We start from the raw sequence: 22,273 nt of genomic DNA, 5'->3' as shown, positions 1-22,273 counted from the left end.
ACATTATTGGTCCTTTGGGAAGATATCAATTTTTTGCGATACCAAACACCTTAAATATGTGCGCAAGCCATACTTTAGTGGAGAAGGACAGATAGGTGTTGTTCCTCCAGGCTATGGCCAGATGCCACGGTTTAAATTCTTCTGCTAATGGTAAGGTTTTGACCAATTGCGGATCTAGTTTTTCGCATACTGTCCTCGGAAGAAATGCAATGGCTAGCTTGGAAGAGACAATGTCTACCATAAATTGCCACTGCGCCGTTTCGCACATCACTTTAGGCTCGAGACCAAACCTATGGAATTTTTCGATGATTTGGTGGTGCAGGGCAAAGTCTTCTTGGTACAGCACAAGAGGTTCATCCCGCAAATCGTTAAGACTGACAGGCGATTTTGCGGCCAAGGAATGACCAGGATGTACGATTAGCATCATGGGATCTTTAAAAAAGGGGACTACCTCAAGTTCTTGTGAGCTCTCAGAGGGAAACATAATGACGCCGACGTCGATGGTGCCATCAGATAACCCACTTTCTACCTTTCTCGAACCCACTTCGAACAGATCGATGGTAACCTGAGGATACATCGACTTGAATTCGGCAATCGCCTTGGGGAAAAGGTTTATGGCTTGAACCAAGGGCGAGATTGCGACTTTTAGACGTCCCGGTGGAGTACCAGTCAAATCGGAAAACTCGGTCTCAATGCTATTTAAGATGTTGAGAATAGCTTGAGCCTTGGGAAAAAGTAACCGGCCTTCATCGGTTAGGATTATCCGCTTAGGAGTGCGACGAAAGAGAGGTGCACCCAGTTCGTTTTCCAGGTTCTTGATAAGTTTGCTGATGGTGGATTGCGAAACATACAAAGTTTCCGAAGCCTTGGTGAAGCTTTCCTGCCGAGCCACTTCAAAAAAGTATAGCAAATGAATAATATCCATTTAAATCACCAGTTCAATCATACTTCGTTTTTTCAGTTTTAGCAATCGATTTCCATGATCAATATTATGTAACGGTTGTTTTTTTATATTGCAGCTAGTTCTATTCAAATAAGCGCAGATTGTAAGATTAAAGCAGTTAACGACAAGTGGTTATAGGTTGAAGTTGGAAAATAGCATTAAGCCAGATTTTAACGGTCGTTATTCAAGAAAAGTTTAAGGACTCTTTTGGGCATTCTACTTTTACTTAATTCATTATTGATTACATCCATAACGTTTATGGATAAGGGATATTTTACTTAATGCTTGCACGGTAATAGAATGAAGTAAAGCGTTGGCCGACGCGATTCAAAACTAGCGATAATATCAAATAGCAAAGGAGAGTAATACCGTGATTGATATAGTCAATGTAAAAATATTTTTGATCGTGTATGGTTTAGTGGCGATACTTATTTTATGTATGACGTTTCAACATCCTTTTAACGCTGTTCCAGATTTAACATGTCTTAGCTAAAATTCTTTCAATATTACCACATGGTGAGACGCTGTGCGGTAATATTTTTTGTCCGGATTTCATTTCGTTCTCGGTCGGCATTTGCGATAAATAATACGCAATACATAAGATATTAGCTTGTATGTAGCCTCTATGAACATCGGTAGGGAAAAAGTAAGATCGGTACAAATAACTTACCGAAACCCGCGATCCAAATTACCAAATGACATATGTAATATCGTGATAGGAGCATTGACCATGGACTTACAGACCAAAATAATCTACTTGTTTATCGACTTGATCATCCCGCTATTTCTCGGCAATGTATGTCGTCATCAATCTTGGCTGGGCCAAGAGTTTTTCCGGCGTATGACCGTGCTCTACATTTGTGCGGCGTATCCCCTTTTGACGATACTGACCATGTGGAAGTTGCATCTGAATTATGTTTTGGTCTGGCTGCCGGTCATAGGCGTCTTGCTTTGTGTGATTCCAGGCGTTGCGGCTTATTTTCGGGTAGCTACTAAATTCAGCAGCGAACTTGACAAAGGCAGCTACATCCTTAGTGCCATCCTGTCAAACACAGTCACTTTAGGCGGCTTATGCGCCTACATCATGTACGGCGAAGTAGGTTTTGCCTATACTCAGATGGTGATGATGCTCCAGAACATAGTGATGTTCACGTTCTGCTTTCCCTTAGCGCAATACTATTATCAAAAGAGCATTGGAGGCAGTTTTGAAGGGCATTCCATGGCCAATCTGTTCCTCAATCGCAATCAATTGCCAGTGATAGGGATGACCATCGGCTTGGGATTAAATCTTATGAGCATTGGCCGTCCGGCGCAGTTAGAGGCGTTAGTCGACCCGCTGGTGCATTTGGGAGCCTGGACAGCGCTGCTGCCCATTGGCTATGTCATTGACACCACGGGTATGCGTACATATTATGTAACAATCAAAGACTTGATCCCTATTAAATTGATCTTGACACCTGCCACGGCATACCTGATTGCAAGAGTTTTGTTTGTAGATGAGATTATTGTGAATACCATCGTTATTTTGGCTGCGATGCCCACGGCTACCAATACAGTTATTGCGGTACAACTTCATCATTTAAACGTCGATATTGCCACCGCGGCTTTTGTTCTGACTACAACAGTGTGCATTGTGATCGAACTTCCTATACTATTCTTTTTGATGAGCAGCTGATAGTCTAGGCTTTCAGTGAGGGGGCTATGTGAATAGGACCGCGAGTTGAATCAGGATTTTTAATACTAGTTATCTTCAATATGGTCATGTCCCCAATTACAAAGTGCTTGTAAAACTGGCATAAGAGACAGCCCTTTTTCTGATAAAGTGTATTCTACTTTTGGTGGAACCTGAGGATATTCATTGCGGATAATTAATCCATCTGCTTCTAATTCCTTTAATTGATTGCTTAACATTTTGTGTGTAACAGTGCCTAAAGCTTTTTTTAATTCGCCATAACGCAATATGTTTGTTTTCCATAGCCAGAAAAGGATATGCATTTTCCACTTGCCATCGATTAATGATATAGCATATGCAAACGGCTTAATATCTACAATACTTTTATCTAACACTCAATACTCTCCTTTTAGATAGTATCTAACATAAAAGTGCATACTTTCTTTTGAAGTTAATCGATTATACAATAAGTATATAAAAAATTCAAGATTGTGAGGCAAGGAAATGAAAAATTTATTTGATTATACAACTATCAAAAATATGAAGTTGAAAAACAGATTTTTTAAAGCCGCTGTCTGGGAAGAACTTGCAACAGTGGATGGTCATATGACAGATGAACTATTTCATATTTATGAAGAACTTGCAAAGGGGGGAATAGGTACAATATTCACAGGTTACGCCCATGTTGAAAAGGATGAACAACCTAACCCTGGTATGATGGGGATTTATGATGATAGCTTTATTGCCGAATATAAAAAACTGACAGACAGAGTTCATAGTCATGGAGCTAATCTTATTATGCAATTAGCATATGGTGGTTCAAGGACTAACTTAAACCCGCCAAGTCCTGTTATTTGGGGGCCTTCTGCTGTTGAAAACGAGACAACTGGAATTGTGCCAGTGGAGATGAGTAAAGAAAATATTAAGTATTTGATTAAATCGTTTGGAAAGGCAGCCGGAAGAGTTAAACAAGCAGGCTTTGATGGAGTAGAAATTCATGCAGCACATGGGTATTTGCTCAGTCAGTTCCTATGTCCACATTACAACACTCGTACAGATGAATATGGCGGAAATATTGAAAATCGTGCCAGAATTATTCTTGAAATTTATCATGAAATCAGAAAGACTGTAGAAAACAGTTTTCCAATATTTATTAAAATTAATTCTGAGGACTTTATGGAAGATGGCTTAACTAGTGAAGAAAGTATCATCGTTTCTAAGATGCTTGAAGAAGCAGGAATTGATGGAATTGAGGTTAGCGGTGGTAATGATTCATCGCCAAATGTTATTAAAAATAACTTAGGCGCAGCGAGAACGAAAGTCGTGCTTTCAAAAGACAGAGAATCATATTTTAAAGAGCATGCAGCACGACTGGCAAAAATTGTTTCAATTCCAGTCATTCTTACTGGCGGCAATAGGCATATTGAAGTTATGAATGAGATTTTACGCAATACTAACATAGCATATTTCGGTTTAGGTCGTCCTATGATTAGCGAACCTGATTTGATAAATCAATGGGCAAAAAGTGATTATAAAGCACCTAAATGCGTTTCTTGTAATCAATGTTTCGAGCTTTATGGAAGAAGATGTATTTTGAATCAGAAAAAATAAGTAAGAGTTCGTGATTACAATAGTTGTGAAGAAAACAGAAAAAAGGATTATCTATATGAATGTATTCCGGAGGAAGACAGCCGTCAAGCAGGTTGTGTCCATACCAGTTATTACTGACTGGAGGCATTACCGATCCTTAAGCGGTTGAAGAAATTGCTTGACATCAGAAAAGGCCGATCTAACCGGTCTTGGTCGCGCAGTTCTGGAGGACTCACTATGGCCAAACACGCAATCGAATCATCCGCTGCTGATGCCCGGACTTGGCGGAAAAGGCAAAGGCGTGGAAAAAAGTGCCCTTGACGCAGTGAGTCTGGTGAACAGGATCAAGCCGGGAATCATCATCTTTACCACCTTAGCGGTTTTTCCTGGAACTCCCATGTATGATGAAGTGCAGGACGGCACGTTTAACGAAGCGGGTGAAAAAGAGATTCTGCTGGAGCAGAAAACTTTTCTTGAAAACGTGGATCTGCCGGGGACGTATCTCTGGGCAAACCACGTCCTGAACGCCACGCCAATCGCCGGATTTTTGGGCAGAGATAAAAAAAAGATGATCGAAACGCTGAAATGCAGTATGGAAAATATGGATGAAGAAGCGTTTAAGAAGACATTCCACAGAACACGACTTTAATTGATAAAATATAATCGGAGGCAACAGCAAAAGGACGGCTCTGGATGAGAATACAAATCCAGAGCCGTCCTTTACTTTAACCAAATAGTAGTTTTCCTCTTCTACTACTTTTTCAGCATTCTAAGGGGAATATCAATATCGGGCATATACGCTGCATTATTACGGTTGTGAATATAATTTGCAACTGCTCCAAACATATAAAGCCAAAAGGCATCGGCAAGTTCTTGCGGGTCGCCTTCACGAAATTCACCGGTAGCTTGTCCTTTTTTAATGATAGGAGTTATCCATTGTTTTGCAAAATTATCGCGAAGAAAATTCTCCTTCATTTCTATGGGAAGCTCTCCCCTTATGAAAGTAGCTATATAGATTCTCATAGGTGGTATATAGTCTTCTGTCGTAGAAGTAAGCCTAAGTCCGAAATTTTTCAATGAATCTGTTGGAGTAGGGCCACTTAAAACTTCTATTAAGCAAGACTCTATATATTCCGTAATGGCAATAAAAATATCCACTTTTGCCGGAAAATACTTAAACACAAGAGCTTTGCTTACCCCAATCATATCTGCAATGTCACTTACGCGTGTATTAACATATCCTTTTTCGTCAAATAGAACTAATGCCGTGTCAAGAATCTGTTTACGGCGTTCCGCTTGTATTTGCTGGCTTTTTTCTTTTGATATTGCCATAATAAAATATTCACCTATTTCTAGTATTAATAAACTAATTATAACCTATCAGTAAAAAATAGTATAAGTAATTTCTAAAATAAATTTAGAGTTAACAATATTAGACTTGTTTTTGTTTATCCTGGGATTTGATATCTAAATCATACAAAACCAAAACGTTTTTAATTACCTGAATATTCATCGTTGACCGGCCGGTTACTTTTTGATATAATATCAATAAGTGACCGGCCGGTTACTTTTCAACATTACTTGGCCAATCCGGAGAATGTGGTACTGTCGCTAGCAACGGTAATAGCCAGCAGAATTTGGGGTTGCTTATGTGCTTTGGGTACTAGTACGAGCTTTAATGTTCGAAAAATATCCTGTTACCGACAAGCCAGGAAGAGATCGCTTGATACGAGTAAGTATTACCTTCGTTCGTGCCATTATTAGTTTCCTGGCCTATAACAGGTACGGCTTTGCTGTCAATGTGTCGCATGAACCAGTCATTTTAGGCTCTTTTGGAGGTGATGCTCTCGCCTTTATGGATTTGCTCATCTACGTACTGCTGATATACGTAGTGCTTTTCGAATCCCTCGGCTTGGGGAAGAAATCACCAGAAGAAATAAATTAATTAATCTATAAGACGACAAATTTTATGCGTTTCCTATTATGATTACCGCAGATGAATATTTGAGAGGAGAGATTCTTATGTTGGATAATCTGTTCAGTACGTTAACTATTAAGGGTAAAACGCTCAAAAATCGTTGTGTAGTTCCACCTATGGTTACCAATTACTGCAATGCAGACGGTACCGCTACCGAAAAATTTGCTGCTTATCACGAGGCCAAGGCAAAAGGCGGATTCGCAATGATCATCACCGAGGATTTCGCAGTTACACCGGGAGGCAAGGGTTTTACAAATCTTCCCGGCCTTTGGAATGACGGTCAGATACCCGGGTTCGCAGAATTCACCAAGCGGATACACAAATACGGTGCCCTTATCATTGCCCAGATATATCATTGCGGCCGCCAGACGAGCAAGGCTGTATGTGGTCAAGCCCCTTGGGCGCCTTCGGCCATCCCGTGTCCATTCAGTTCGGATATGCCGCACGAGATGACTATAGACGAGATAAAGCTCACCGTCTCGCAGTATGGCGACTGTGCCCGCAGAGCAAAAGAAGCCGGTTTCGACGGTATCGAGATTCATGGCGGCCATGGATATCTAATCGCCCAATTCATGTCTCCTTACTCCAACAAACGCACGGATATTTACGGCGGCGCCCTGCAAAACCGCATACGCTTTGCCCTGGAAATCATCGCTGATATTCGTGCAAAGTGCGGCGATGATTTCATAGTCGGCTACCGCATTTCCGGCGACGAGTATGTCACTGGCGGAAGAACCATTGAGGACACCAAGACCATTATTCCGTATATCGAGGCTGAGGGCATTGATTATGTGCATGTCACTGCCGGCGTTTACAGAACCTTTGACGCGGTCATTCCCTCTCAGTATTGCAGGCACGGGTGGATTGCCGATCTGGCGGCCGAGGTCAAGAAGGTCAGCAAAGTGCCCGTCATTACGGTGGGCAGGGTAAATGATCCTCGTATTGCCAATACAATTCTCGCCAGCGGTAAAGCTGATCTGGTCTCCATGGGCCGTCAATCCCTCAGCGATCCCGAAACTCCCAACAAGGCGAAGGAAGGCAGATTCGACGATATTTGCACCTGCATAGGCTGCCACCACGGTTGCATAGGTAATTTGATGCTTAACAAGCCCATCAAATGCATACTTAATCCCACCTTGGGAATGGAGAGCGAATATCCCGATATCAAGATTGAGAATCCCAAAAATGTAATGGTTATCGGTGCGGGGCCAGGAGGTTTGGCGGCAGCCGTTTCAGCAGCTTCTTGCGGGCACAAAGTCAAGGTTTACGAAAAGAATCGCTGGGCGGGCGGTCAGTTCAGACTGGGCGCTGTTCCTGCGGGCAAGGGCGAGATTATCAACTTTATCAACTGGCAGTTGAACGAGCTAAATAAGCTCGGCGTACCCGTCGCTTTAAACACCGAGGTTATGCTCGATTTGGTAAAGGCCGAGAATCCGGATATCATCATTGCAGCGACAGGCGCAGAACCCATCATTCCGAGAATACCGGGCGCTGATAAGGCGAACGTGGTCACGGCTCATAGCGTTCTCTCCGGGGCTGTCAATACAGGAAACCGCATCGTTGTGATCGGTGGTGGCTGCGTAGGCGCTGAGACCGCCAACCATCTTGCCGCTCATCTGAAATCCGTGACATTGGTGGAGATGCTTGATAATATCGCCATGGATGAAATAATTGTTCCGCGTTGGGGTCTACTGGAAGAACTGTCTGAAAATAAAGTGAGAATTTGCACTGGTACAACTGTCAAGGAGATAATGGACGGAGCCGTTAAGGTCAGCGGCGCAGTCAACGAGGAGATTCCGGCGGATACCGTCGTTTTGGCGGTAGGCGCAGAATCTGTAAATGGATTTGCCAATGCTTTAAAAGAAGAAGGCTACAACGTAAGGATAATAGGCGACGCTCTCAAGGTAGGTCTTGCCGGTGAAGCCGTGTCGAGGGGCTTTGAGCTCGGCCGGGAGCTGTAAGTAATTGGACAAGGCGGTTTTGTGTATAGCAAATAACTTGCTCACTAAAGACTTCGAGAAATCCAAAAACGTGGAGGTGTTTTGTATCATGTATAAGCGTCCTGAAGGAACTGGGCAACCCTTGATATGTCTTCCCTTCCCCTTAACTCGCGTCGATAACACGTCGCCGAACGAAAGAGAGATGTTCCCGAATAACACTAGTGACAAAAATGGTAATCCGATTGTTGAACCGGATAAGTATCCGGAGAAGATCGCTTTGGAGTCCAATCCTAACTTGATGTTTGAACACTTTGACGAGTACTGGCGTAAAATTCATGGTCCCAAATTTGCTCACAAAGAGGGCCCGGAAGATCCCAGTACGGATTACGTCATGATGTACAACCAGGTTCACCGTATCACAGGGGGACCATCTTCACAATTTCCGCCTCCTTACTTACCGCCACTAAAATCAGATGGTATGTTGTCCATGACTCCGGCAGCGGAGGTTCTTCCTTACATTCGTCCTAAATGGGACGGCATGGCGCATATCTGCTATAGAAGCTTATCGGAAACAGCAAAATTCTTTGTGACAGACAAGTATAATAAAAGGATTATATTCGATGAGCGGGTATTCTTGCGCGTAGTTCTCGTATTCGCGTCGGCGGAGTATGTTATAATTCCTGGACCGGAAATTCCTTCTCCCATTGTTGTAGTAAAATTCTATTACAGGAATGGCGGGACTCGCGAAGAATTCCAGAAGCGTTTGCTTTGGGAACATGCAGATCTTGTATACTCCAAACCTGACACGCAGAAATATGTAAGCAGATACGCCCTTTTATTAAATGTGGGGCCTACCGACAAGAGCAATCCGCTTTGGCAGGAAGCAGGGCAGAAAGTTGATGCCATGTCCATGATGTCGTTTAGAACCATGACAGAATGCGAGTGGTATCTGAGCGGAGACGATTATAAAACTATTGATGCCGCTGAGGATGAGTTTGTAGACAAGAAACAATCTGAATGGTTTACTGCCATCAATTACAACGTAGTAAATAAAGGCGGACAAGAAGTTGCAACTAACAGGAACCTTAAACCCCAAGAGTAGGCACGTATTTTTTGCGGGGCATAGCTTTCGTACGGGTAGTGCAAAGACGCTTCTGGTACCAAAAGCGCCTTTGCAAATAATAAATCAAATGAGAGGAGAATGACTATGGATCAGAAGGAATTACAATGTTTATTGGACATCGAGGCGATCAAACATCTCAAGTACACATATGCTGGGTTCTGTGACGACGATCACAATCCGGACGAGGTTGCGAAATTGTTCGTCGAAGATGGCGTGTGGACAGATCCTACTGGAACGTGGGGAACCGGCACAGGCCGAGAGGGAATTCGTAAACTATTCCAGGGTTTTGCAGAGGCCATTGACTTTTCGCAGCATAACATGTTTAACCCGCGAATCCAGGTGGATGGCGACAAAGCGACCGGAACATGGTACTTATTAGGACCTTATAGGTTCCGCAAAACTAAGAAGGAAATGTGGCTCGCCGGTGCTTATTTGGAAGACTATGTAAAGGTCAACGGCGAATGGAAGTATCAGACCATGCGGTTTACCCCACGGATTTGGGCGGGTCATCGCGAAGGTTGGACCAGAACTCTTCTACAATCTGAGGAGTAAATTGCTGGCCGCTGCAGAAAACAGAACTTGCGTATGCCGTAAGAACGTATGTTTTACAGAAAAACGAGAGTTTGCCTTATAGCTGACTCTCGTTTTTTCTGTATTGATATACGGTCCCTTGGCTCCAAGTAATGTCACCAATGCAGATAACCATTTATTTATAGGCGGCATTTTTGATTCATAGAGTATTTATTTGATTTAAGCCCTTTCTTTCATCCGGCCACAAAGTAACCATTTATGAACAAATCTGGCGTTTTGGCGGACAAAAACATGTCAGGAACAGGAATGCCAATGTACCCCAGAGAAGACAAGGAAATGTTTTTATTCCATATCATGTCGAATAATATACTGTTTTAAAGCTTCTAGTCCCAATCTTAGTTCATCCAAAGTATTTGTAGATGAAAGAGCAATACGCAGATACTGGTTGGAAGAGGCTTTTCCGCTCAGGAAGCGATTGGAATGAAAAACACTGATGCCGATCCGTTCCAGATCTGACTCCATTTGCGTTGCATCGTACTGCCTTTTCAGCGGGAGCCAGCGATAAAAACTGAGGGGATGACCAGTAAGCTCATGCTCTAAAAAATACTCCTTGTAGATAGCGTTCGAGGCCTGGGCCCACTGCTTCTTTCTAGAAGCAATTTCAGCCGCCTTGCCGGAGAGAATGAGTTCTGTAATAATTTCTGCGTCTAAAGAAGAGGTTTTAACATTGATACTAAAAATCGCCTTGAAAATTTTCGCACGAAAAGCGTCGCCAAATACCATATAGGCTATTCTTAAGCCGGAACAGATCGATTTGGCAGTACCGCAAATATAAACGGTCTGCTCGGGTAAAAGATTAAACATAGGCTGCTGATAATCCGGGATAATTCCAGCAGTCAGAAAGACATGCGTGTCATCCTCCAACAGGATTAAATTATATTTACGAATGACAGAGGTCAACTCTCGTTTGCGATCATCAGAGATCATGATGGTGGTAGGGTTGCAACAGGAAGGCATCAGAAAAATGCCATGGATATTCGTCTGTCGGCACTGTCTCTCCAGTTCGTCCGGCAGCATTCCATCCTGATCGCCGGCAATCGGCACCAAATGGATGTTAAACATTTTCGCCAGGACAATAAAGTTAGAATAAGTATATAAATCGGTGACGATACGGTTGCCTGACTTAAATAGCGCAGTGACTGCAATGGCCAAGGCATTCTGAGATCCGGAAACAATTGCCACATGTTCCGGATCAGAGCAGATGCCAAAAGGCTCCATCCAGTTTAATCCTGCTCTTTTCTGATGGGGAATGCCTGTCGGATCAGAGTAATTAAGCAGCTTTTCCAAATAGCTTTTATTAACAACCTTTGGGATAATCTCAGCCACGATATGATTGCTTTGTTCAAAGGAGGCTACAAAGGCAAGATCAATGCCGTTTTGTGAAATTTTTTCCGCTGAAATGATGATGGAACGGGCCGCATTGGGTGCGACAAAGGTTCCGCTGCCGGTGACGCCGTAGATTAACCCCTTGGATTCACAGATTTTATAGGCACGGGTGATTGTAGTAAAGTTTATATCGAGAAAATCGGCTAGTTCACGCTGGGGGGGCAGCTTGGCGCCAGGAGCCAAAAAACCATTGGTGATGTCTTGTTCCAGTAGGGACGCTATAGACAAGAAAAATGGACGCTTAAGATCTTTTTTATTCGGTTTCCAAGACATAGGGTAAGTATCAAAAGAATTTATTGGCATACAATATCCACCTTTTGGTTTAGAATACATACATTATAATGAGTTATTGTATGTGATTTCAATGATGTTTTACTCGCGGATCATCCTTGAAGTAAATTGTATCACATACAATTTTTTTGTTGATTGTATGTACAAGGGGGTGATAAAATAGGTTAAAATTATTCAATCCGCATATGCATATGCGATTTAGGTGATCTATGCAAGATTTTACGAATCTCACAACCGGATATTATCGGAGTAAGGTTATTTTTTCTTGTATCAAGTAATGTAGTTAATCAGGCTTGTAATATATGGAGGAATTATGAAATGGTCAATAAAGAAAAACTGGAAGCTGTTTTCAAGCAGGATAGTTTTATTGACTTCAAATGGATAAATGCAAAAGATATTGTTGTAGCCCAATGGGTGCGATTTCGTTGTATGTTCGGTTGTTCATCATATGGGAAAAGCTGTACGTGCCCTCCCAACGTTCCGACTATAGAAGAATGTAAGAAAATGATATCTGAATACAATGATGTGGCAGTGTTCCACATGGAAAAGCAGTTAGAAAAACCAGAGGAGATTAAATCTTGGATTAGAGATACAACTATAAAACTACTTGGACTTGAAAGGGACGTATTTCTTTCAGGGTATTATAAAACCTTTTTAATATCATTTGGTTCTTGTGAATTGTGCGAAAGTTGTGGTGTTAACCGAGCAGAATGTAAAAATCCTAAAATGGCACGTCTGGGTGCTGATGCCATGGGGATCGATGTTTTCTCGACTGTTAAAAATATCGGATATCCAATCCATGTATTAAAGGATCATAGTGAAGCTATGAATCGATATGCTTTTTTGCTTATTGAGTAAAAAAGCAAGGCTCAAGAAGGTTGGATCGTAGAAGTAAAAACAAGCAGATTATAAGGGACCCCCGAATGGGTTCCTTTTTGCGGTCCAGTATAACTTGCGGTTATGGTGCTCCCGTCTGCCGTTTTAATCGTTCAAAAGTAATAAATGAAAATACTGAATTCTAATGGAAAGCCCCTAGGTTGACTGAGTGAGGTGATGTAACATTGTATCTTGTCTTCTTTAATCAAATGGTTGTGCTTTTTATTATCATGCTGTTTGGGGCGATCGCACTTAAAAAGAATATTTTGGATGACAATAGCACAAAAAAAATATCCAGTCTCATCATGAACTTTACCAACCCGGCAATGATCATTTCAAGTGTCGCTTCAGCTAAAAGGATAGGTTCTCCTGCTGATATCGGTTTTATCGCCCTTCTGGTCATAAGCTGTTATGTTGCTTCCGTAATTCTAGGCTTGCTTATGCCCAAGATATTGAAAGCACCGAGACATGAAAAGATCATCTATAATGCCATGACAGTTTTTTCAAATTTCGGCTTTATGGGCATACCGATTATAGGAGCGATTTTTGGCACGCAGTACATACTATACGGTGCTGTATTCGTTTTTTTCAATAACATCATGGTTTACTCCTATGGCATCTATATATTTACCAAAGCTTCTAAGAGCAATGAAGAATTTCAAGTCAACTTCCGCAGCATGTTCGTAAATCCGGGCATGATCGCCAGCTTAATTGCAATGCTCGTATTCATATTGGACATTCACCTGCCGGCCTTTATGGGACAAACAGCGACAATGGTAGGTGACATGACAGGGCCTCTTTCAATGATGGTTATTGGCGTTTCACTGGCAAGTGCCAGAATATCCGATCTGGTAGCTTCCTCCAGGCTTTGGGCTTTTGCTTTTCTTCGCCTTTTGGCGATTCCGCTCCTGCTCAGTCTCGTTTATAGACCATTCATAGACGATCCCGAAATTTTTGCTATACTTATTGTCATGCTGTCAATGCCTGTAGGTAGCATCACCATAATCTATGCATACCAATATGATGTGGACAGTGGTCTGGTTTCCAGCGGTCTGCTACTAACTACCATACTTTCAGTAATCACTGTTCCAGCCGTTATTTATTTTGCAGGGATATGAAACACCTAAACAAATCTTACATTAGTAAAAAAACTTTACAAAAGGCAGCATGCGGGTTGTCATGCTGCCTTTTGACAGAGATATTCTAGCGAAATGTTCTTATTTTGAGAGATTGATATGTCGGCCGGTGCTTCTGTGCTTTGTTTTTGGCGCTTAAACTGGCTAATGCTTAAAATTATTGTTATCCCTAAAAGAAAAACTATAGTATAGATAACGGTTTTTTCATTATTTTTCCGGATGCCCTACCTCAATCAAACGGGTTTATTTGCAATATTCAAATATTATCGGTTCAGTATATTCATAATCAATCATCACAATAACTTTATAAAAGAGTACAAACTGTTTAACAAAGATATACAGTCCGGTTCATCTCCAGGTATGTTTAAAAAGCTCTTGGGCAAAGAAGCAGGAATGCTGCGCTTTTTCCGCATCCATAAAAATTGATTGATAACCTAAATCTCTTTCTGCAAGCATTCCCAAATATTGTAATTGCGAATGCTTACAGTATCGTTTTACACCTTCCGCAAATAAGTCAGCGCCCTTTTCGGGGCGGTAGCCACAAGTTGTGATGATCGCCAGCTGTTTTCCCGCCCAAAGCGCCGGACCCTGGTTATCGCCATAATACTTGTTCATGCCGTACACCAGGCGATCCAGCAGGGCTTTCATCGGCGGCGTGCAATACCACGAGTAGATCGGCGTCGCCAGCACAATGACATCACAAGCGATAATGGTATCAAAAATTTCTTGAACATCATCATTGTAGCGGCAGCCAAAAATTTTCCAGTCCTTCTGGCAGACCCGGCAAGCGATACAAGGCTCGATCCGTTTGTCATAAAGCCAAATTAGGTCGTGTTCGACCTGATGCTGCGCCAATTCTTCAATAAAGGGCTCCAATAGGGCATTGGTATTCCCTTTTTTCCTTGGACTTCCCATGAGAATACAAGCTTTCATTTTTTTCGCTCCCTATCTGCTGATACAGCGTTTTTTGTTTATGCTGCCCTTCCGCATACGTTCGTTAAAAGACTGTTTGCACCAAAACCATAAAGACTAATGTGCCGCCGACGATAGAAAAAAGCATGTTTTTTTTCCAAATATGAAGCAGGGCCACCACCGCTGCGGCCATGAGTTCGGGAACACCGTGGCTGCCGGTATGAAATTTCACATTCTTAAAGCAAAAAATTACCAGAAGGCCTAGCACGGCAGAGGGAAGTAGCGCACCAAGAAATTGTACATATTTTGGTGTAGGCCGGCCGGGAGGAAAAGCGACAAAGGCAAGAAATCTTGTTAGCATTGTTCCTAAAACCACCATAGCAATTGTGATAATCTGTTGGCTTAAAGTCATCGTGAGGCAATAGCACCTTCTTTCTCTAACCAGTTTCTAAGTGCAGTCAGTATTCCTAAGATTGCGGCCATAGCAGGAAGGATGAAGTTTTCGCCACCGAAAACAATAAGGCTGGCCAGCGAAAGCCCAAGCCCTAAAAGCGCACTGTAGTGCGCTTTTTCTTTCAGCCACTGTTCGATAAATATGACGACAAAAAGAGCTGTCATAATGAACTCAAGTCCTTCGGTGTTGAATTGTACGAGAGAGCCAAAAACACCGCCAATCGCAGCTCCCAAAACCCAATATAAATGATTGAGTAACGTAACAAAGAACATAAACCAGCCCTTGTCCACATCTTGCGGAATATCAGCGGTGCAATTGATCGAAAAAGATTCATCGCACAGTCCAAAAATCAGATAGAATTTTTTCTTCCCTGTGCCCTTGTACTTATCCAGCATGGAAATGCCATAAAATAAATGGCGTGCATTCACCATCAAAGTAAGCAACAATGCGTTTATTGGATCGAAGGCTCCGAGCAATAAATTTGCCGCCACAAATTCCATAGAGCCTGCAAATATTGTCAGGCTCATCAAAACCGGATACATTGCGCTGAAGCCTAAAGAATTCATAAAAATCCCGTAGGCTATACCAAGAAATAAAAAACCTGCAAAAATGGGTACTGTGTACGGAAATGCGGCGTAAAATGCAATCTTTATTTTCTCTTTGTTTTTCATATGTTCTTGTGCTCCTAAACGGCTTAATGGTATTATGATTTATAATTTTAACATTACAAATACATGCAATCAATAATAGAATTGTATGTATTGCAATTTTTAAAAGATTAAGTACAGTGCATCAAATACAATAATGGACCTCACACGATTTCATATTTTAGTATGATATTTTTTTAGGATGAAGTAATATTTCGTTGACAAAACTTGATGGTTACCGTATTATCAAATTAGACCGGTTGGTTTATTTTTGATTTGCACTACGACCCAAGTAATGGAGGAAGATTAGTGAGGCCAAATATCAAAGGGGAAAAGACCAAAGAACATTTAGTTGAATGTGCCGCTCATTTATTCCTGCAAAACGGATATAATGCAACCGGAATTAATGATATATTAAGTAAAGCAGGTGTGTCGAAAGGGTCGTTCTATTTTTATTTCGCAAGTAAAAAAGAGTTGGCTATGGAAGTCGCCGATTACTACAGCAGAATTAAAATATCCGAAATATCAAAAACTGCAGAAGGCAGAACATGGGAAGATTTTATTGAAAAACTGATCGGCGATATGATAAAAAGAGCGAAACAGAAAAAAAGCTTTGGTTGTCCTTTAGCTGTTTTAGGCATGGAGATTGCTTTTTTGGAGCCGGATATTGCGGATAGATATTATGAATCGATAAAAAAAGTTGTAGGCATATTTGCCGATGTCTTCAGAAGATCCGGGATATCTGAGGAAAAAGCAGTCCTAATTGCCGATCATGCCTTGGCTATATATGAAGGATATCTGTTATTCTACAGAATAAGCAAAAATATTGATGAATTGGAGAAGCTCCGAAGAGACCTGAAAGCAATTGAGGGAAGTCTCTCACTATAATATTGGTTTGAAATTGAGGAGAACTATGAATTCTTGGGAACTGTTCCTTGCATTAAAAGGAGAAGCGGACAACATCGATTCTGAATATTTGACACAGGTAAACGAATATGATGAGAAACAGAGCCCACTGGGAAGTGCTCAATATATAATCCAATCTGTTGCCAAGTATAACCTGGAGATATTCTCTGAAATCAAAAACCGAAACTGTGTCATTATGTCGGAAGAAATCGATTCCAACAAGCTTGAAGACTTTACTCTTCGAATCAATCAATATATGGATGACCATATACCTGATCAACCCGATTTTAAGGAATATATTCGGATTATATCAACCTATTTAACTTTTGTCGCAAGAAAACCACTGCATCCTCCGGGCATGCTTTTTAGCGATAATCAGAAGATCATTGAACAAGATAATAATTATTATTGTCCTGCCAAAAGTAAGTATATACTGAGTGACAGGTCCTTGTGCGAATATTGTATTGCAAAGTGTTTAAGATACATTTGAATAATTGACGCCTTGTGAAGGGAAAGCACGATGAAATAAAGGTGTATATGCGCGTAGTGCCGAAACGGTGTATATACACCTTTATGGCATAGTATCAAGGAAGAATCGAATGTGAGTGAACACCTTTACACCAAATGACTTATCAGGTATTTTGTCGACAGGGCAAAAGGAGCGCTTAATACGGTGTAGGTAAAAATAGTATAATAAACAAAAATATGCGTATATACACATAAACAAAAAGACTGAAGGGTAATTATCATGAACGATAAAATTTATCCCAAACCTCCCGGCGTATGTTACTGTATGAACATCCGCCGGGCTTCTCGGGTAGTTACCCAATTTTATGATGACGTACTAAAGCCTAGCGGATTAACCGTTGCCCGGCTGTCGCTTCTACGACATCTTGAAATGCTAAAGCCAACTACTATGAATGAACTGGCAGGATGCGTATTGACCGGACTACTCTGAACCGTAATATGAAACCTTTGCTTGAGGCGGGATTTATCGTTGTCAACCCTGGCAAAGATTCGCGTACCCGGGAGATAATGCTGACGAAAGCAGGAAAGGATGCAGCAGACAAAGGGTGGAGCCCTAATGGAAAATTGAGGAATGATTGCAAGTCCAAAATCAGGTCAGTATTTTGAAAACATAAAAAATATGGTAAAGAGGGTGAGCGTATGAATTCTGGAGAAATTGCTATTTTTATTACTGACCAGTATTGCTGTTTTATTTGCATGAAAATTTTGCCCGGTTAGGTTGCCTTAAGAGGGGTTTATTAATTAACGAATTGAAATGACAAGCTTGCTTTTATATGCCATACAAGAGTGCCATGTATGGCCGGAAATCCTAAGGCAGTTTAACGGTTCAAAATATCAAAAGGAGTGAGATCAAAATGAAATCATTGTTTGACCAGACACAATTAGCAGGGATGACGCTAAAAAACAGATTTATCCGTTCGGCTACTCATGATGGTTTTGCGGATGAAAAGGGGCATATGACAGAAGAACTGTTTCAGATTTATGAGAATCTGGCAAAGGGCGGAGTCGGCGCCATTATTACCGGTCTGACCTATGTAAGTGATTTAGAAGAACCATATCCAGGTCAGATGGGCATCTACGATGATTCATTTATCGAAGAATATAAAAGGCTAACGGAGATGAGCCATCGGTATAATGCAAAGATTATTCTTCAAATAGTTAGTCTTGGCTCTCAAACTTCTCCCAGTACAAGCGGAAAAGTTATGTGGGGGCCAAGCGCAGTGACAGACCTGGGTTTTAAAACCACTCCTCAGGAAATGACTGCGCAGGACATCATCCTTGTTCAGCAAGCTTTCGCCGAGGCGGCTCTCCGGGCCAAGAAGGCAGGGTTCGACGGTGTTCAGCTGCATGTGGCCCATGGCTACCTTTTAAGCAAATTCCTAACTCCCTATTATAACCGGAGAAGCGACGAATATGGCGGTAATATCGAGAACAGGACAAGAATGGTTCGCGAAACCTATCAGGCAATCAGAGACAAGGTGGGTCCGGACTATCCGGTTCTTATCAAAATCAACTGTGATGATTTCATGGAGCAGGGACTGACCTTTGCCGACTGCAAATATGTGTGCCATAAATTGGCCGAACTCGGCGTGAATGCAATTGAAGTCAGCGGCGGCATAAGCTCGTCGCGGCCTGGCGAGGGGACGATCCGGACGATTACGGCGGAACAGGGATCGTACTTTCGAACCTATGCGGCGGAAATTGCCGGCGAAATCAATGTACCAGTGATACTGGTGGGCGGTAACCGGGATTTTGCCGCCCTGATGGAGATTCTCAAGCAAACTACGATTGAATACTTTTCCTTCTGCCGGCCGTTGATTCGTGAAAGTGATCTGATAAAACGCTGGCAGAGCGGAGATCTTGGCCGTTCCAAATGTGTGTCATGTACTAAATGTTTTCGTCTTGACGGAACGAGATGTATTTTTAATCAAAAATAGAAAGGAGTATTTTATGGGTAGTGGCTATGAACAAATTTATAAAGGCCTCATTCCCCAATTGCGCAAATGCGATTTTTTAGAAGTTGCCGAACGGCTTGGTCTATCGCTCCGGCCGGATGGTACCTTATCTGTCAATTTTCTGGGTCGAGAATATGAGATTAGTTCCCGCGGCGTTAATCCGACTGACGGTAAGTCGGTTAATGTTAACAACCGCAGTGTGCTGGCTTATTATACATTGTCCCCAGGCGCAGGTGAACCTGCATTTTCCTATGTGCCGATTTCTTATCATACCGGCACAGAAATTATATTCAGTACCGATATAAAATGGATGACCGATCCGCTCGGTAAAACCTTTAGTGGGAACTATGAAGCCTTCAGTGAAACAATGTGCAGGTTAGGTGGGGTTTTTAATGGCAAGCTGAAATCAGGCGGCTATTCATGGCTCCTGCAAGTATTGCCGAAAATTCCTCTTCAAATTATTTATCATGAGGAAGACGATGAATTTCCCTGCGAAGTTCGGATCTTATTTGATAAAAATGCTTCATTGTATTTGGAATTTGAATGTCTGGCTTTTTTAGAGGGATGCCTTGTAAAAGCGATGCTTATGACCGCCCAAACCGGAGACACAACTGGATGGGTGTAAGCAAGCCGTTATCTCCAGCACCTATTACAGCAGGATAAAGGTTGCATGCGGCTTGATTAGTGTATGTACACTGTTGCGTTATCTGCCCAATTATCAGAAATTGAGAGGGGAGTAATTTATGAAAGAGATAATTAGAGCTGAAATTATTCGATATATTTCAGAGAGCGTAGAAAACTGGTCTGCTGAAACGAAAGATCATTATTATGATGAACCGCTTATTCAATACGCATCTGCTGATGATTCATTATTTGAGGAATATAAAAAGCTTCTTTATCCTGAGCACCTTACCCCAAAGGAAGCGTTTGAATTGGCTTTTGGACAGGGCACCTATTCCGGAGGAACCGTGATCAGCATTCTTTTGCCAATCAATGAAAAAATTAGAATATCCAACCGGCCTCAAACAGAAGGGCCGTCAAAGGAATGGGCTTTGTTCAATTCTTTCGGTCATCTGTTCCTTCCAAAGCTAGCAGAACACATAGAAACTTATTTAAATAAGCAGGGCTATAGAACAGTAGCACCCACTATTGCGAAATGGTTCGTGATGAAACCTTTCGGTCCTGATTTGGCGTTAGGTTCGAATTGGTCAGAGCGTCATATAGCCTATGCTGCGGGCTTGGGAACGTTTAGTTTAAATGAAGGATTCATCTCAGAAAAAGGGATTGCAGTCCGGCTACTGTCTGTCGTAACCGGATTAAAACTTACGCCGGATAGCCGAACTGACAGACCTTATAATGCAAATTGTCTATTTTTTAGTAAAGGTACTTGCGGAGTCTGCATTAAAAGATGCCCCGCCGGGGCATTGTCCCAAGAAGGGCATGATAAGACAAAATGCAGAAGTTTTGCTTATGGCGATGAGATGAAAAAATTAGCTGCTTCTTATGGGGGAAAGCCTGGAACGTCAGCAGGATGCTCCTTGTGTCAGACCAATGTTCCGTGTGAATTTAGGCCCCCAATACATTAATCCGTTCGGCGACTTTTGATGGCTTTGCATCTGAAGATGGGCACATGACGGAAGAATTGCCGCAGGAAATGACCACACAAGATATCCAGTTCGTACAAGAGGTTGGTGGGCCGGAACCATCAAAGAACCACCGGGACGTACACTTTAATATTCGCTGATTTGATCGAAAGACTGTTTGGGTAAGAATTAGTTCATTATGTTTATATGAATTTTAATTTTTTTACACTAAATCTTTTCAAACTTCATAACAAAGTGCGACGGCCCTGTTTTGTAGATCGCAAAAGCCAGCGGAAATCGTTATTGACCATTGAATAGTTTAGAACCGTAGCCTGCCGGGAAGTCATGCGGTAGTCTGGGTAGGGGAGCAGGCCGAAAAAGAAAAAAGATATGTACTCCCATTAAAAACACTTGACTTGGAGTGGACTCCATGTTCTATACTGGCGGTGATATAAAAACATTAGGCAGATAGCTAATATTTTATGCTACCTGAATTTATTACAAACTGCAAAACGATCTTGACTTGGAGCTTACTCCGAGTACTAAACGTTAAACAATAATACAGCAGTTACGAAGGGGGTAAATGTATGGCAATTACGGAGTTTTCCAGGAAGTATCATGAAAGAATGTTTCCTGTGGATGTATCGAAATTTTTAGAAACAGATCCGGAATTTATTGAGCGGTTTGACAACTTTGCTTTTGATGAAGTCGTAAACAGTGATGACCTGGATGACTGCACGCGGATGATAGCGATTCTGGCAACACTTGTTGGTGCACAGTGCGTGAATGAATACAAGGCGATAATGAAGGCGGCCCTAAATTTCGGCGTCACGCCGGTTGAAATAAAAGAGGTGGTATATCAGGCAGTCGCCTATCTTGGCATTGGAAGGGTATTTGATTTTTTACATGCTACCAATGATGTATTGGTAGAGCAGGGCATTCAGCTGCCGCTGGAAGGGCAGGTAACCACAACGACAGAAAACCGTCTGGAAAAGGGAATCCAGGCGCAGGTAGACATTTTCGGCCCTCAAATGGCAGAGTTTTATAAATCAGGACCGGAGGAATCGCGCCATATTAATCACTGGCTGGCAGATAACTGCTTTGGAGATTATTACACCCGTACAGGCCTTGATTCCAAAATGCGTGAGATGATTACCTTTTGCTTTCTGTCCGCACAGGGTGGCTGTGAACCACAGCTTACCAGTCATGCAGTGGCAAACATGCGTATTGGCAATGACAAGCAGTTTTTAATTAAAATCATATCCCAGTGTCTGCCGTATATCGGATACCCAAGAAGCTTGAATGCACTTCGATGTGTCAATGAAGCTACGACCCGGATGGAGGAAAATAAGTAAAAGGTTTTTACAGGTAAAACACGACCGAACGAAAAGAATAGGAGGCATATACATGAGTGAAACAACGGATTTAAGTAAAGGAGTCATTTTTTCTATCGGAGATAAACTGCCGGGATAACTGGCATATTCATCATAAAGGCGGGTAGATTCTGTTAGTAACAGGCGGTCGGGGCTATTATCAGGAATGGGGAAAAGAAGCTTTAGAGCTGCGTCAGGGAGATGGGTAAATATTCCGCCGGAAGTAAAACACTGGCATGGAGCAGCCTGCGACAGCTGGTTTTCTAATCTGGCTGTGGAAGTGCCTGCAGAAGATAGTTCCAATGAATGGCTGGAACCGGTGGATGACGAAGTGTATGGCAAACTAAAATAAAATGATATTAGAATAAGTTATTTACGGGTAAAGTATT

At 42.0% G+C, this 22,273-nt stretch carries 24 protein-coding genes; 17 read left to right on the top strand and 7 right to left on the bottom strand.

Annotation, left to right across the window (positions count from 1 at the left end; all coding sequences use genetic code 11):
• Positions 1-25 precede the first annotated feature (25 nt).
• Positions 26-925 carry a LysR family transcriptional regulator gene (locus SALPA_RS02050; protein WP_145089127.1) on the bottom strand — a complete coding sequence of 300 codons (900 nt, stop codon included), beginning with the start codon at positions 923-925 and terminating at the stop codon, positions 26-28.
• Between the two features lie 748 nt (positions 926-1,673).
• Here SALPA_RS02050 and SALPA_RS02045 point away from each other — a divergent pair.
• Entirely contained in the window at positions 1,674-2,618 is a 945-nt protein-coding gene (locus tag SALPA_RS02045; RefSeq protein WP_145089125.1) for an AEC family transporter, read from the top strand.
• Between the two features lie 65 nt (positions 2,619-2,683).
• Here SALPA_RS02045 and SALPA_RS02040 read toward each other — a convergent pair whose 3' ends face one another.
• On the bottom strand, positions 2,684-3,010 hold the full coding sequence (locus tag SALPA_RS02040; protein WP_145089122.1) for a helix-turn-helix domain-containing protein: 327 nt from the start codon (positions 3,008-3,010) through the stop codon (positions 2,684-2,686).
• Between the two features lie 109 nt (positions 3,011-3,119).
• Here SALPA_RS02040 and SALPA_RS02035 point away from each other — a divergent pair, with 109 nt between their 5' ends.
• Together SALPA_RS02035 and SALPA_RS02030 are read left to right on the top strand one after the other, a co-directional pair.
• Positions 3,120-4,226, top strand: coding sequence for an NADH:flavin oxidoreductase (locus SALPA_RS02035; RefSeq protein WP_145089119.1), 1,107 nt, complete (start codon positions 3,120-3,122; stop codon positions 4,224-4,226).
• 157 nt (positions 4,227-4,383) lie between these two features.
• Entirely contained in the window at positions 4,384-4,854 is a 471-nt protein-coding gene (locus SALPA_RS02030) for a hypothetical protein (RefSeq protein WP_145089115.1), read from the top strand.
• A gap of 104 nt (positions 4,855-4,958) precedes the next feature.
• Here the strand turns inward: SALPA_RS02030 and SALPA_RS02025 are convergent, their stop codons facing one another.
• Positions 4,959-5,537 (bottom strand): TetR/AcrR family transcriptional regulator, encoded by a 579-nt coding sequence (locus tag SALPA_RS02025; RefSeq protein ID WP_145089112.1) that lies wholly within the window; start codon positions 5,535-5,537, stop codon positions 4,959-4,961.
• Positions 5,538-5,883: 346 nt separating this feature from the next.
• On the opposite strand from SALPA_RS02025, the gene SALPA_RS02020 reads away from it, so the two are divergent.
• From SALPA_RS02020 to SALPA_RS02005, 4 genes are all read left to right on the top strand, one after another.
• Positions 5,884-6,150 (top strand): hypothetical protein, encoded by a 267-nt coding sequence (locus SALPA_RS02020; protein ID WP_222427823.1) that lies wholly within the window; start codon positions 5,884-5,886, stop codon positions 6,148-6,150.
• A gap of 77 nt (positions 6,151-6,227) precedes the next feature.
• A complete protein-coding gene (locus SALPA_RS02015) occupies positions 6,228-8,144 on the top strand; it encodes an FAD-dependent oxidoreductase (protein WP_145089106.1) in 1,917 nt (638 codons plus the stop codon).
• Positions 8,145-8,232: 88 nt separating this feature from the next.
• Positions 8,233-9,225, top strand: coding sequence for an EthD domain-containing protein (locus SALPA_RS02010; RefSeq protein ID WP_145089103.1), 993 nt, complete (start codon positions 8,233-8,235; stop codon positions 9,223-9,225).
• 105 nt (positions 9,226-9,330) lie between these two features.
• Positions 9,331-9,798: a nuclear transport factor 2 family protein gene (locus SALPA_RS02005; RefSeq protein ID WP_186450863.1), complete on the top strand. Its 468-nt coding sequence runs from the start codon at positions 9,331-9,333 to the stop codon at positions 9,796-9,798.
• Positions 9,799-10,119: 321 nt separating this feature from the next.
• On the opposite strand, the gene SALPA_RS02000 is transcribed toward SALPA_RS02005, so the two are convergent.
• Positions 10,120-11,526 carry a PLP-dependent aminotransferase family protein gene (locus SALPA_RS02000; RefSeq protein ID WP_145089097.1) on the bottom strand — a complete coding sequence of 469 codons (1,407 nt, stop codon included), beginning with the start codon at positions 11,524-11,526 and terminating at the stop codon, positions 10,120-10,122.
• Positions 11,527-11,832: 306 nt separating this feature from the next.
• Here SALPA_RS02000 and SALPA_RS01995 point away from each other — a divergent pair, with 306 nt between their 5' ends.
• Positions 11,833-12,372, top strand: coding sequence for a DUF2284 domain-containing protein (locus SALPA_RS01995; RefSeq protein ID WP_145089094.1), 540 nt, complete (start codon positions 11,833-11,835; stop codon positions 12,370-12,372).
• A 227-nt stretch (positions 12,373-12,599) separates the two neighbouring features.
• Positions 12,600-13,508, top strand: a complete 909-nt coding sequence (locus tag SALPA_RS01990) for an AEC family transporter (RefSeq protein ID WP_222427822.1) — start codon at positions 12,600-12,602, stop codon at positions 13,506-13,508.
• A gap of 366 nt (positions 13,509-13,874) precedes the next feature.
• Here SALPA_RS01990 and SALPA_RS01985 read toward each other — a convergent pair whose 3' ends face one another.
• The 3 genes from SALPA_RS01985 to azlC form a co-directional block, all read right to left on the bottom strand.
• Positions 13,875-14,459, bottom strand: coding sequence for a flavodoxin family protein (locus tag SALPA_RS01985; RefSeq protein WP_145089088.1), 585 nt, complete (start codon positions 14,457-14,459; stop codon positions 13,875-13,877).
• Between the two features lie 64 nt (positions 14,460-14,523).
• On the bottom strand, positions 14,524-14,850 hold the full coding sequence (locus tag SALPA_RS01980; protein WP_145089085.1) for a branched-chain amino acid transporter permease: 327 nt from the start codon (positions 14,848-14,850) through the stop codon (positions 14,524-14,526).
• On the bottom strand, positions 14,847-15,563 hold the full coding sequence (gene azlC / locus SALPA_RS01975) for an azaleucine resistance protein AzlC (RefSeq protein ID WP_145089082.1): 717 nt from the start codon (positions 15,561-15,563) through the stop codon (positions 14,847-14,849). The genes SALPA_RS01980 and azlC overlap by 4 nt, the downstream gene beginning before the upstream one ends.
• Before the next feature lie 252 nt (positions 15,564-15,815).
• Here azlC and SALPA_RS01970 point away from each other — a divergent pair, with 252 nt between their 5' ends.
• The 8 genes from SALPA_RS01970 (at position 15,816) to SALPA_RS30695 (ending at position 22,236) form a co-directional block, all read left to right on the top strand.
• Positions 15,816-16,427 (top strand): TetR/AcrR family transcriptional regulator, encoded by a 612-nt coding sequence (locus SALPA_RS01970; RefSeq protein ID WP_222427821.1) that lies wholly within the window; start codon positions 15,816-15,818, stop codon positions 16,425-16,427.
• A 25-nt stretch (positions 16,428-16,452) separates the two neighbouring features.
• Complete coding sequence (locus SALPA_RS01965; protein ID WP_145089079.1) at positions 16,453-16,935, top strand: DUF2115 family protein; 483 nt, start codon at positions 16,453-16,455, stop codon at positions 16,933-16,935.
• Positions 16,936-17,193: 258 nt separating this feature from the next.
• Complete coding sequence (locus SALPA_RS01960; RefSeq protein WP_145089076.1) at positions 17,194-17,403, top strand: hypothetical protein; 210 nt, start codon at positions 17,194-17,196, stop codon at positions 17,401-17,403.
• A 424-nt stretch (positions 17,404-17,827) separates the two neighbouring features.
• Positions 17,828-18,910: an NADH:flavin oxidoreductase gene (locus tag SALPA_RS01955; RefSeq protein WP_145089073.1), complete on the top strand. Its 1,083-nt coding sequence runs from the start codon at positions 17,828-17,830 to the stop codon at positions 18,908-18,910.
• 13 nt (positions 18,911-18,923) lie between these two features.
• Positions 18,924-19,553 (top strand): DUF3786 domain-containing protein, encoded by a 630-nt coding sequence (locus tag SALPA_RS01950; protein ID WP_145089070.1) that lies wholly within the window; start codon positions 18,924-18,926, stop codon positions 19,551-19,553.
• Positions 19,554-19,671: 118 nt separating this feature from the next.
• On the top strand, positions 19,672-20,514 hold the full coding sequence (locus SALPA_RS01945) for a (Fe-S)-binding protein (protein WP_145089067.1): 843 nt from the start codon (positions 19,672-19,674) through the stop codon (positions 20,512-20,514).
• Positions 20,515-21,098: 584 nt separating this feature from the next.
• Positions 21,099-21,866: a carboxymuconolactone decarboxylase family protein gene (locus SALPA_RS01940; protein WP_145089064.1), complete on the top strand. Its 768-nt coding sequence runs from the start codon at positions 21,099-21,101 to the stop codon at positions 21,864-21,866.
• Positions 21,867-22,050: 184 nt separating this feature from the next.
• Positions 22,051-22,236, top strand: a complete 186-nt coding sequence (locus SALPA_RS30695) for a hypothetical protein (protein ID WP_255450721.1) — start codon at positions 22,051-22,053, stop codon at positions 22,234-22,236.
• The last annotated feature ends 37 nt before the right edge of the window (positions 22,237-22,273 follow it).

The sequence above is a fragment of the Sporomusa sp. KB1 genome (assembly GCF_007830295.1).
Taxonomy (GTDB): domain Bacteria; phylum Bacillota; class Negativicutes; order Sporomusales; family Sporomusaceae; genus Sporomusa.
The sequence above is the reverse complement of the archived record's forward strand: the minus strand, read 5'-3'. Positions and strand labels throughout refer to the sequence as shown.